We start from the raw sequence: 13,260 nt of genomic DNA, 5'->3' as shown, positions 1-13,260 counted from the left end.
TGTTATTCCCATAAGTAAAAGGATTTAATTTTTAAATATAGCTGTAAAAGCATGTGACATCACACATCTTATACATATTCGTTCATGATATGGTAATAAACTATTATCTACAAAAGATTTCTTATATGGACTTGTACATCATAAAAGGTACTTCCCCATCCCTGATCTGTAGGACGATCTGCGGTAAGCGCATTGATTGCCACGTGAGGATCACTTGATTGAGATTGCCACCATACACCGAGGGTTACCAATGTACCTCTCTGCACTTCATCGTCATAGTATGCTTTAATTTTTACACTACCACGATCGTTATAAATTTCTACCTCAGTACCATCATTTATGTTATACATTTTTGCATCTTCTGGATGAATGCGAAGTTTCATCAACTCAGGATCATTAAATTCTAGTTCGCAGAAACTGGAGTCCAATATACGAATATCATTGCCAATTATGAGCCAAAACGGTGCATTGTCACCATACGGAGGTACATACCGAATCAATGGTTCTGCATCATGTGGATTATATAGCTCGATTTTCCCAGATGGAGTTTTGAAATCCATTTTATAATCTTCTGATACCGTCATTTCCACAGGCTCACCTGTTAGAATCAAATCTTGGTCACTCTTGGATATACGACTCGAAGTGTGCACAATTTGTTCAATAAGCTCTCTTTCACTAAGGTTAAAGAATGCATCCTCCAACCCCATACGTTTTGCTAACTCGGCGATAACTTGCCAATTGGAACGAGACTCCCCAACTGGATCAATCAATTTGTAACCCGTACCAATTGTGTAATGACCATAAGAATTATAAATATCATCATGCTCTACAGATGTTGTGGCCGGCAAAATAATATCCGCATATTTACAGGTATCCGTAAAAAAACGCTCATGCACAATTGTGAATAAGTCATTACGCATCAAACCTTTACGAACCACATTTTGATTAGGTGCTGTAATAGCAGGATTTGAGGAAAACACATATAAGCTATGAACGCCAACTTCTTCGGGATTTGTAAGCATCTCCCCAAGTTTAATCATAGGCATCAATCGTTTAGCAGGCGCATGAACATGAGCCTGTTGCATCACATCTTTGCCAATAAATTTACTACCACTTGCACTCGATAGTAATCCACCTCCAAGATATTGCCATGCTCCAACCACAGCAGGCAAGGCATTAATAGCACGGCATGTCATAGCACCATTACCATATCGAGACAAACCACTGCCGAGACGGATAAACGGCGCTTTTGATGTAGCGTATGCATGAGCGAACTCAGTCATACGATCCACGGAAACACCACAAATATCAGATGCTTTCTCCGGCGTAAAATTAAGCAACACCCCTTTTACCAGCTCATCGTAGCCTTGAACATGTTCCTTAATAAAATCTGTATCCGCCAAACCGTCACGATGAATGATATGAAGCATACCTAATGCTAGCGCTCCATCACTACCTGGTTTAACGTAAATATGCTCATGAGCTTGGCTGAAAGTATAGGTTTTATGAGTATCGATAATCCAAACACGAGCACCCTTCTTTTTTGCTATATTCACATCATGTAAGATATGAACATCTGTGGCTGTCGCATTCATGCCCCACAAGACGATAAAATCACTATGTTGCGCCTCTTGTGGTTTAATCGCTAAGGTATCACCGTAAACAGAGCGGAATCCCGCCTGTTTGGCAGGAGAGCAAATACCTCGGTCTTGGTCTGTAGCACCAATGCGACGGAAGAAATAATCTGCCGCAGGACTCTGAATAACCCCCATTGTCCCCGCGTAAGAGTAGCGCAAAATACTTTCACTGCCATAAGTATCAATAGTTTCTTTGAAATTATTGACAATTGCATCAAGGGCTTCATCCCAACTAATACGAGTGTACTGATCTTCACCAATGCCCTTTTTACCAACACGCTTCATAGGATACTGCAAGCGCAACGGAGAATGTATTACTTTTTCATAATGTGCCACCTTAGGGCATAGTGTACCTCTTGTGAAAGCATGTGCTCTATCCCCTCGAACAGATATTACTTTATTATTATCGACTGATACAATGAGTCCGCATGCATCAGGACAATCGTAAGGGCATACAGATTTATATTCTTTCATGATAAGCACCTCGCTTATAAATTGTATAAACTATAGGATGTATATTTATATTATATTATAGTATGACTCGTATAAGTATAACCTTTTGCACATATTCTGAATTAAAAAGGTTTTAGAAATGATTATTTTATGTATATCAATGCATTCAATTATCACATTACATTTATGACCTCATCATTTATTTTGATATATGTAGTTAAACATTTCAAGTTTTATCGATATCTATCCATTATCATTCTTGTCCAATGCCTAAACAGATATACTAATAAGTTCTATAAAAATACCAAAATTCTTCAAAAAAATCATGTAATCATTACTAAAAGTCATAACCATATAGTTTTAGGTATAATCAGACATTTTAATAGTGTCGTATAGATTATGTGACAAAAATCACCGGTACGTATGCGTATTTAGTAATGTCGTTCAGACTGTAAGACTATTCAATCTCACTTGTTTCTGTGCTATACTGACAGTGTCATTTGAGAGGATATAGAACTCACAAGAAATCATTTTGAATTCATGGTTATCTAATGTGAAGTAGCTATATCAGGTACATATTTTCTGAAAAGAGGTTTTAACGATGGCAGACGCAAAAAACACTGTGTTATTCCCTTATGAAACACTAAAAAAATTGAGCATGGACGCTTTCCAAAAATTTGGTTTCTCCGAAAAAGAAGCTGACATCATCCAAGACGTACTTTTGACTTCTGACTTGTTCGGTATTCAAAGCCATGGTATGCAACGTATGGTTCGTTACCATAAAGGTATCACTAATGGCTTGATTAAAATCGATGCTAAACCTGAAATCGTAAAAGAAACTCCAATTTCTGCAGTTATCGACGGTCATGACGGCATGGGTCAATTATTGGGTCATAAAGCTATGGAAATGGCTATCGAAAAAGCTAAAAAATCCGGTGTTGGTATCGTATCTGTACGTAACTCCAACCACTACGGTATCGCTGGTTACTATGCTAAAATGGCATCCGACCAAGGCTTAATCGGTTTCTCTTGTACAAACTCCGAAGCAATCATGGTTCCTACATATGCTCGTAAAGCTATGCTTGGTTCTAACCCTATCGCTTGGACTGTACCAGCTGATCCAGTTGACTTCTTCTTCGATTGCTCCACTACAGTAGTAACTCGTGGTAAACTTGAAATGTACAACAAAATGGGCAAAGCTACTCCAGATGGCTGGGCTGTTAATAAAGACGGCGTTCCTTCCACTGATGCAGCTGAAGTATTGGGCAACATCTCCCGTCATGAAGGTGGCGGTATCCTTCCTTTAGGTGGTGCTACAGAAGTTCTTGGCGGTCACAAAGGTTATGGTAACGGCATGATTGCTGAGTTGTTCTCCTCTATCTTGTCCCAAGGTGGTACTTCCAACAAATGTATGGTTGGTGGTAAATCCAACATCTGTCATGGCTTCATGGCTATCAACCCTGAATTCTTCGGTGACCCTGCGGAAATCAAAAAACACTTCTCCCAATTCTTACAAGAATTACGTGAAGCACCTAAAGCTCAAGGTCAAGATCGTATCTATACTCATGGCGAAAAAGAACATGAATCCGTTGAAAAAGTTAAAGCTGAAGGCATCCCTGTACTTAACGGTACAATGCTTGAAGTTCAAGACCTTTGCAATGAATTAGGTCTAGACTTCAAATCCTACTTCGGCGATTATGTACCAGAAGCTCCTGCTACAATGTTCAAAGGTAACTACTAATACCTAAACTTAGTAATGGCCCTAACAAGGACTTGTAGTTAGTACAGAAGGGGACATAAACACTGTTTATGTCCCCTCTCTTATGTTTTTAACCTCATAGGCTATGAGGTTAAAAAATTTTATGTACTATATCAATTTTTATGATAAGTATATCTGTTATTTTATTGTAAGCTTTTATTTTAACTGAACTTTTACAAATTAACATCATAGCGATTTATTCATCAATTAAATTGATTAAACTACGTCGTCCTGTTGAGCATATATTTTTGTTTTACTTGAAAGGATGATCTTAGAAATGAGTGCTATCACCGTTCTATTAGCGCTATCTCCAATCATTTGGTTGATTGTAGCGTTATCCATCTTGAAATTACCTGCATGGCAAGCAACAAGTGTTGCTGCGATTGGTTCTTTCATTATCGCTATTACAGCATTCCAAGCTGACCCATTTATTATGGTCACTGGTGCCCTTGAAGGTGCCGCATTGGCAATCTGGCCAATCCTATTAGTTATTACAGCTGCTATCTTCGTTTATAACTTGGTAGTACATACGAAAGCAATGGAAACTATTAAAACCATGCTTTCTTCTGTAACATCTGATACTCGTGTACTTGCATTACTACTTGCATGGGGCTTTGGTGCCTTCATGGAAGGTATGGCTGGCTTCGGTACTGCCGTTGCAATTCCTGCAGCTATGATGGTTGCCGTAGGTTTTGACCCACTTGAATCTATCATCGCATGTCTCGTTGCAAACTCCGTACCAACAACATTTGGTTCTATCGGGATTCCAACAACTACATTGGCATCCTTAACAAACCTTGATCCAAGCCATTTAGGTACATTCATTTCCGTACAATTGTTCTTGCTTAACCTTATCGCTCCATTCTTTGTTGTTATGATTATTGGTGGCGGTATTAAAGCGTTAAAAGGCGTATTCCTTGTAACATTGCTTTCTGGTTTAGCATTAGCAGTTCCTGAAACTGTAATCAACGCTGTAATGGGTCCAGAATTATCCGTAATTTCTGCATCCATCGTTATCATGGCAGTTATCATTGGTTGTGCAAAAATCATGCCTCCTAATGATCCTAAATACGCAGTTAAACAAACTGGCGAAGTCCCTAAAGTTTCTGGTGGCGAAGGCCTTGTAGCTGCAATGCCATTCATCTTAATCTTCGTATTATTGTTATTAACTTCTAAATTGTTCCCTGCAATTAATGGTCCTCTTGCGTCCATTAAAACATCTGTACCTATTTATCAAGGTGCTGGTGCAAAACCTTACACATTCGTATGGATTGCAACTCCTGGTATTATGATTTTTATCGCTGGTATTGTTGGTGGTTTCATCCAAAAAGCAAAAGCTGGCGAAATCTTCGGTACATTGGGTAGCACAGTTAAAAACTTGAAATTCACATACCTTACAATCATCACAGTTGTTATGACAGCTAAATTGATGACTTACTCTGGTATGACTGCAGACATTGCAAAAGCAATGGTTGCTGGTACAGGTACATTGTATCCTCTATTCGCTCCTATCGTGGGTGCGTTGGGTGCATTCTTAACTGGTTCTGGTACAAACTCCAACGTATTGTTTGGTCCACTTCAAATCGCTGCAGCTCAAGGTTTAGATCCTACAAACTTCGAAGACCTTGGCTTCTGGTTGGCAGCAGTTAACTCCGGTGCAGCTGGTATCGGCAAAATGTTGTCCCCACAATCCATCGCGATTTCTATTGGTGCCGTAGGACCTGCTTTAAAAGCATACCTAGAAAACCACAAAGAAATCAGTGCTGAAGAAGCTCATAAACTAGAACATGAAATCGAAGCAAGCGTTATCATGAACAGCGCATTCAAATACTTCTTGATCTTCATCGTTATGCATGGTTGTATCTCCTTCTTCGGTCAACATTTCATCCATGAAATTCACCACTTCTTTTTCTAAGAATTAATGAAGCAAAAAGAACAGCTCGTAATGAGCTGTTCTTTTTATTTATATCAAGATACTATATTTTTATTCTACTAAATAAAATTAGAAATACTTGCGTTCAACTTCCCATTTTGTGAAGTTACCACTAGCTGCATCGATTTTAAAGTCATATTCGTAACCATTGTATCGAATTTCACCTTCGTATTCCAATCTACCATGATCATAGTCATGCCCAAATTCAGTGACATTAGCTTGTGTTGCTCCTGGCACACATCCCAATGCACGATTTAAGGCCTCTTGATCACCAATACCTTAAGCAGACGCAAATGTTGTCAATCCAACAGCAGCAACAGCAGCCAATACCAAGGCTTTCATAAATTTTCTCATAATAACCTCCTATATACGATAAATTATACTGATTTTTTTAGATTTACTCTATACATTTATTCTAATCTATAAATCGAAGTACATCAAACACGAACTTTTGATATACAACCACCTCACAAACACTATACGCTATGTTATTATTTATATACTCATAAAAATATTTTATATATAAATACAAAAATTTAACCTAAGTAAAATAGTATATAAAGGCTAGAAGTATATATGGGCTAGAATAGAAAAAACTTTTACATATAAATCTATAGAATAATTTATCAAATTATGTTACAATACTTCTCATTATAAGGCAAAATTAAATGCAGTCTGCGAAGTGCGATTCGCAGACTTTTATTTTTCTCACTTTAGTATAGGAGGGTTTTATGACTCAAGAAAGTTCTGCTAAGGTCTCTTTCATCTTAGTAGTATTCCTTGGTCTGTTGACAGCCATCACACCACTTGCAACAGATTTATATTTACCAGCATTACCAATTATGCCTAGTGAACTAAATACATCTGCATCAAATATTCAAATGACCATTGGTGTGATGACTTTTGGTGTTGCATTAGGTCAATTATTTGGAGGTCCTATTAGTGATACTATGGGCCGCAAGTTGCCTCTTATAACAGGCAACTTACTTTGCGTTATCTCTAGCATAATCTGTGCTTATGCACCAAGCATTGAAATACTTTTACTCGGAAGATTTCTACAAGGTTTAACAGGATCTGTGGGCGTTGTAATTGCTAAGGCCATCGCTCGAGATTTTGCATTTGGTCAAGAATTGACTAAACTCTTTGCATTGCTCATGATGGTTAACGGTTTGGCGCCAGTAATCGCTCCGCTCATCGGCGGTCAATTATTACTATTCACTACATGGCGCGTTATCTTCGTTATTTTAGCAATATTTTCTGCTATTCTATTAGTGGGATCTCTTCTCTTCCGTGAAAGCTTACCTAAAGAAAAACGCGTTACAGGTGGCGTTGCAACTGCTACAAAGAACTACATTACGCTTATTAAAGATAAGCGATTCCTTGGGCAAACACTAATCCAATTCTTTGCTTTTGGTGGATTCTTTGCGTATATCTCAGGTTCATCCTTTGTATACCAAAACATCTTCCAGCTATCTGCACAAGAATTTAGCTATCTCTTTGGTATCAATAGCTGTGGTATTATCTTAGCTAGTGCCATAAGCGCTAGATTAAGTAATGTAATCACAGTTCGACAATTACTAACATTTGCCCTCTGGCAACTAACAATCGGCTCCTTGCTATTCTTAATAGCTATGCTTTTCGAATGGCCACTTATTCCTGTAACGGCCATTCTATTCTTTACCGTATGTACAGTATCCCTATTTGGCTCTGCCTCTTTCTCTATGGCAATGGCTAAATACGGTAAAATGGCTGGAAGTGCCTCTGCAGTACTTGGCTTTGCTAGCATGTTCTCTGCAGGAATCGTATCTCCATTAGTTGGTATTGGTGGGGAATATACGGGGATTCCCATGGGGATTACAATGCTAGTATGTGCAGTGCTTTCCTTATTGTGCCTATATGGTTTGGTAGAAAAAGATTAATCTCTTTTACACATTTGTATAAGCCCCACAATGGGGCCCGACTACAACAGAATAATATTAGTATATAAATAAGAAACCCCTTTCCTTGCTCAGTACTTCGTAAAATCGCTTCGTAAAGGGGTATCTTATTTATATTAACACTACCTGTGAAGGCGTCCCATTGCGGGACTTTACAAGCATATTTCAAAATAGATTAATTCTTTAACTCTACAAACACCTAGGCATAATAACGAAAACCACCTACACAACTGATTGTAGGAGAAAGGAGATGTGCCATAGGCACATCTCCACATTTCTCCCCCTCCTCTATCCAGTTATATTTTCAATGGGACATCTTCATAGCGAGCGTTTATAGAAAAGAACACAGCCCTCTCTCCTCTTTTTCCGTTAGATGTATTGCGAATTTTTTGTGAATAATGAGATAAAAAAACGATGGAGCTATTAGATATACAGTAGATTGAATCATTTACATTTTATAATGGGACATCTTCATAATTAGCGTATATAGAAAAGAATACAGCCCTCTCTGCAGCGATTTTACGAAGCGTAGCGCCGTACTGAGCCAAGAGAGGACTGTGTTTTTTCTATACTAATAATATGCAGTTATCATCTGACCCCATTATAAAATGTAAGAGACCTTATCGCTTATTCACTAAATTCCATCCCAACTCCTCCCCACTGCACTAGTTATATTTTCAATGGGACAGCTTCATAACAGGTGTATATAGAAAAGAACACAGCCCTCTCTGCAGCGATTTTACGAAGCGTAGCGCCGTACTGAGCCAAAAGAGGGCTGTGTTTTTTCTATACTAGTGTTATGTAGTTGTCACGGGGCCCCATTGAAAATATAACAGAGCACCCTTATTCAAACATTGTCGATAGTAGTAGTTTCAATCGGTTTGCTTGGTTTACTGCACTGGATCCTGGATCGTAGTCGATAGCTGCGATTCGCACGTCTGGGTAGGCAGCGGATAGTGTTTTCACCATGCCTTTACCTGTTACGTGGTTTGGTAAACAGCCAAATGGTTGTAAGCATACAATTTGCTTAGCTCCTTTTTCGATAAGGTCAATCATATCTCCTGTGAGGAACCAGCCTTCACCACATTGGTTACCAAGTCCGATGAATTGGGCTGCTTCTTTTGCTACTTCTGTCATACGTTGTAGCGGGTCAAAGTGTTTTGACGCTGCTACGGCTTTTGCATATGGCAAGCGGTAGAGCTCAAGAGCTTCACGAGCCAATGTACCAAAGAAGCCAGATAGCCATGTACCATCAAGGTGCTTAGCACGGTATGTGCTATCCATTGCACAATACAAGAAGAAATCTAGCAAGCCAGATGTAACGACTTCGCCGCCTTCCTTTTCGATAAGCTCATTAATATGATTGTTAGCACTTGGATGGAATTTAACGTAAATTTCCCCTACGACGCCAACACGAGGTTTCTGTACATCCTTGTTGACTGGCAAGTTATCAAAGTCATGAATGATTTCTTTAATATACTTGTTGTATTGACGAAGGCTTGCAGATGTAATATTATCACGTAATTTTTTAATCCAATAATCACATAATGCATCGGTAGAACCAGGGTTCTTTTCGTATGGGCGTGTAGCCAATACGCATTGCATGATAGCGTCCCCGTATACTACGGCTTGAATCATGCGATGTAAGAAGCCTTTTGTCAATTTGAAGCCTGGTTGGCGTTCCATATCACTCGCATTAAGAGATAGAATAGGTACTTGTTTCATACCAGCATCAATCAATGCTTTACGTAAGTAACCGATGTAGTTTGTAGCACGACAACCACCACCAGTTTGAGAGATGATAACAGCCGTCTTATCTACATCATATTTACCGGATAATAGTGCGGACATGAGCTGCCCTACAACGATAATCGCTGGGTAACATGCATCGTTATTAATGTATTTTAAACCCACTTCGATATCGTCACGCGTAGGCGCTGGCAACATTTCAAAGTCATATCCTTCATTTTTGAGTACTGGCTCTAAAAGGCTAAAATGCAATGGTGACATTTGTGGCACCAAAATTTTATAAGTCTTACGCATTTCTTCTGTGAAGACAACGCGATTGTAATCGTAAGTTGGTAATTTCTCTACCACTACCTCTTCCGGCGCCTCAGGATTATGATGACGACGCAAGCTACGTTCCATTACAGATTGCAATGAACGCAAACGGATTGTCACGGCGCCAAGGTTTGTACCTTCATCGATTTTGAGCAAGGTATGGATTTTGTGATTTGCTGAAAGTATATCTTTTACCTGATCTGCTACGATGGAATCAAGGCCACAACCAAAGGAGTTAAGCTCTACAATTTGGAATCCTTCAGTTCTACTTACAAATTCAGCGGCACGATATAGGCGACTATGGTAGGACCATTGGTCTACAACACGTAAATGCTTGATTTCATTGCCTAATGGTGCAACGCCATCTTCTGTAAGAACAGCCATACCAAGAGATGTGATAAGTTCAGGAATACCGTGGTTAATACCGGAGTCCAAATGATATGGACGGCCAGCCAATACGATTGTCGGAATTTGTTCTGCCACGAGGCGAGACACAGTTTTCTTTGTCGTTTCACGGTAAGACGCTTTACAGTTTTCCTGCTCTTCCCAAGCGAGGTCTACAGCCTTAGCAATATCCTTCTTCTTTAAGTTTAAAAAATCCAATGCTTTCACAAGGGCCGGAACAAGGGATTTTTTATCAGCTAACGGCAAGAATGGTGCGTGGAATGGAGTATCGCCCAATACCTCTTGCATATTATTTTTGATAAGTTCTGGATAGGAAATAACCATTGGACAATGGTAATTATTGTCGCGACTAAATTCCTTAGGGCCATGTTGAATACAAGGGTACCAAATAAAGTCTACCTGTGCATTCGCTAAATCTCGAATATGACCATGTACAGCTTTTGCAGGATAGCAAGCTGTATCGGATGGAATTGTATCGATAGCCTTATTGTATTGATCCTTAGTCGTATAATCTGAAAGGATTACTTCATAACCCAAGCTATTGAAGAATGTGAACCAGAATGGAAAATCCTCATACATGTTGAGAACGCGAGGAATACCTACGCGCATTTTACCTTCAAACTCGGGAATATTTTTCTTCAAGTAGTAATCAAAGTAACGACGTAATTTTACATCTACCAAGTTAGGAACTGGCTTACGTTTCTCTTGAATCATATCGCCAGCGCCACGGTCACAACGGTTGCCCGTTACGTATGTACGACCATCGGAGAAAGCGTTGATAGTAAGCATGCAGTTATTTGGGCAAAGGCCACAATTGCGCATTGTCGTAGATACTTGTAAAGAATTAAGACCTTCACTATCTAGCAATGTACTTTCACCCTTTTGTAACTCTTCCGCCGTTTCCGCTGCAAGAAGAGCCATACCGTATGCACCCATCAACCCAGATACGTCAGGGCGAATCACCTCTACGCCCATCAATTTCTCAAAGGCACGCAAAACGGATTCGTTATAGAACGTACCACCTTGTACAACGATATGATCGCCTAATTCTTTAGGATCTTTCACCTTAAGAACCTTATAAAGGGCATTTTTAATTACAGAATAAGCAAGACCTGCTGCGATATCTTGTACCGTAGCACCTTCTTTTTGAGCCTGCTTAACCTTAGAGTTCATAAATACGGTACAACGAGAGCCTAAATCGATTGGCATAGGTGCCAATAATCCTTCTTTTGCGAATTGATCGATAGGAATTCGTAGACCGGATGCAAATGTATCAATAAAAGAACCGCAACCAGAGGAGCAAGCTTCGTTCAATACGATATCTTCGATGTACCCATCACGAACCTTACAGCATTTCATATCTTGACCGCCAATATCCAAGATAAAGGATACATCAGGGCAGAAGAATCGAGCCGCACGATAGTGAGCCATCGTTTCTACTTCGCCTATATCAATGCCGAGGGCGCGTTTAAGAAAGGCCTCACCATAGCCGGTTACGCCAGAGTGTGCAATATAGGCGCCTTTTGGCAATAATTCATATATTTTCTCGATGATTTCACGAGATTTTTCTAACGGTTTACCATGGTTAGGACCATAGTGAGAGAAGATAATTTCCTTGTTGCTATTGATAAGAACTACCTTAAGAGTAGTAGAGCCAGCATCAATACCAAGGTAACAAGGACCTTGAGCATCCTCGATATTCGCCTTTGGCGTTACCGCCTTAGCGTGACGAGCTCGGAACTCTTCTAATTCTTGTTCATTTTTAAATAGCGGATCCACACGGTCTGTAGCTTCCATAGGAATACCAATAAGTGCACCGATTTCCTTTGTCAATTGACCAACCGTAATCTCACGGCACTCATCTTTCATCAATGCCGCCCCTAAAGCGATGAACAATTCACCATTTTCAGGGATAATGCGATGCGCTTCATCTAGCTCTAAGGTATCGCAGAAGCATTGGCGTAATTCAGACAAGAATGTCAACGGGCCGCCAAGGAACGCTACATTACCTTCGATTTTATGACCGCATGCAAGGCCAGCAATCGTTTGATTTACAATTGCTTGGAATACAGATTTTGCAATATTTTCATGAGATGCGCCTTGGTTTAACAAAGCTTGTACGTCTGTTTTAGCAAATACGCCACAGCGTGCCGCAATTGGATAAATCGTATCAGCATTCATGGCTAATTGGTTAAGGCCAGATGCATCTGTCTGCAATAAAGTCGCCATTTGGTCAATAAAAGCGCCCGTACCACCAGCACAGGAGCCATTCATACGATGTTCTGCAGTTTGACCTAAATACGTAACCTTCGCATCTTCACCACCAAGTTCGATGATAACGTCTGTCTCTGGATAGAGGGCTTTCACAGCTCGCGTTTCAGCAATAACCTCTTGTACGAATGGGATGCGCACCTTTTCGGCCATAGCCATCCCACCAGAACCAGTAATACATACATGAACAAGAGCGTCTTCATGACCAACTTGAGCCTCTTGTAACAAGGTATATACTGTGTCCAATATGTTTGCATAATGGCGTATGTACTTTTTATACAAATAATTATCGTGTTCGTCCAATAATACAACTTTAACCGTTGTAGACCCCACGTCAATCCCCATGCGTAGCATGTGCTGCATAAATACCTCTCTTTTTAACGACTGTATGACCACCTAAGTGACCATACTTATTTTTGTGAAAGTCTCAACATGTAATATGTACAACATATATAATGTACTAAGCATCTAAAATAAATAATTAAATTAGATAAGGATATAATACTTTCACCAAATATCTAAATTTTTAAATATCCTATCTTTATTATACAACAACAGCAGTTAAAATCTAAGTTATTTCTATATCTAAAATGTTATAGAAAATATATTAAGATTTGAATTACAAAGTCATATATATAATAGGATGTAAAAAATATTATACCATTTTACAATGAAAAATAACGTATCTTTTGTAACATAACAGGTCAAATCAAATGTATTAATTGCATCAGACAATCTGTAATATATAAGAAACTAACCCCAAAATTGATTCCAATTTCGGGGTTAGTTCATAAGACAGTAGGT

6 protein-coding genes are annotated in these 13,260 nt (G+C 39.3%); 3 read left to right on the top strand and 3 right to left on the bottom strand.

Annotated elements, in window-relative coordinates; all coding sequences use genetic code 11:
* Positions 1 to 107 precede the first annotated feature (107 nt).
* Positions 108 to 2,111, bottom strand: coding sequence for a molybdopterin-containing oxidoreductase family protein (locus E7K77_RS07665; protein WP_325306125.1), 2,004 nt, complete (start codon positions 2,109 to 2,111; stop codon positions 108 to 110).
* Positions 2,112 to 2,691: 580 nt separating this feature from the next.
* Here E7K77_RS07665 and E7K77_RS07660 point away from each other — a divergent pair.
* Both E7K77_RS07660 and E7K77_RS07655 read left to right on the top strand, forming a co-directional pair.
* On the top strand, positions 2,692 to 3,831 hold the full coding sequence (locus tag E7K77_RS07660) for an Ldh family oxidoreductase (RefSeq protein WP_004698291.1): 1,140 nt from the start codon (positions 2,692 to 2,694) through the stop codon (positions 3,829 to 3,831).
* A gap of 295 nt (positions 3,832 to 4,126) precedes the next feature.
* Entirely contained in the window at positions 4,127 to 5,764 is a 1,638-nt protein-coding gene (locus E7K77_RS07655) for an L-lactate permease (protein WP_325306126.1), read from the top strand.
* A gap of 87 nt (positions 5,765 to 5,851) precedes the next feature.
* On the opposite strand, the gene E7K77_RS07650 is transcribed toward E7K77_RS07655, so the two are convergent.
* Entirely contained in the window at positions 5,852 to 6,058 is a 207-nt protein-coding gene (locus E7K77_RS07650; RefSeq protein WP_325306283.1) for a PepSY domain-containing protein, read from the bottom strand.
* Positions 6,059 to 6,513: 455 nt separating this feature from the next.
* Between E7K77_RS07650 and E7K77_RS07645 the strand changes: the two genes are divergently transcribed.
* Entirely contained in the window at positions 6,514 to 7,701 is a 1,188-nt protein-coding gene (locus E7K77_RS07645) for a multidrug effflux MFS transporter (RefSeq protein WP_287528715.1), read from the top strand.
* Between the two features lie 861 nt (positions 7,702 to 8,562).
* Here E7K77_RS07645 and E7K77_RS07640 read toward each other — a convergent pair.
* Entirely contained in the window at positions 8,563 to 12,819 is a 4,257-nt protein-coding gene (locus E7K77_RS07640; protein WP_325306127.1) for an acyl-CoA dehydratase activase-related protein, read from the bottom strand.
* Positions 12,820 to 13,260: the final 441 nt, after the last annotated feature.

Source organism: Veillonella parvula (genome assembly GCF_032577575.1).
Taxonomy (GTDB): Bacteria; Bacillota; Negativicutes; order Veillonellales; family Veillonellaceae; genus Veillonella.
The sequence above is the reverse complement of the archived record's forward strand: the minus strand, read 5'-3'. Positions and strand labels throughout refer to the sequence as shown.

Excerpts from the sequence above, each read along its gene's own strand:
- E7K77_RS07645 (WP_287528715.1), top strand. The coding sequence starts at position 6,514 with ATGACTCAAGAAAGTTCTGCTAAGGTCTCTTTCATCTTAGTAGTATTC.
- E7K77_RS07640 (WP_325306127.1), bottom strand. The coding sequence starts at position 12,819 with ATGCAGCACATGCTACGCATGGGGATTGACGTGGGGTCTACAACGGTT.
- E7K77_RS07660 (WP_004698291.1), top strand. The coding sequence starts at position 2,692 with ATGGCAGACGCAAAAAACACTGTGTTATTCCCTTATGAAACACTAAAA.
- E7K77_RS07665 (WP_325306125.1), bottom strand. The coding sequence starts at position 2,111 with ATGAAAGAATATAAATCTGTATGCCCTTACGATTGTCCTGATGCATGC.
- E7K77_RS07655 (WP_325306126.1), top strand. The coding sequence starts at position 4,127 with ATGAGTGCTATCACCGTTCTATTAGCGCTATCTCCAATCATTTGGTTG.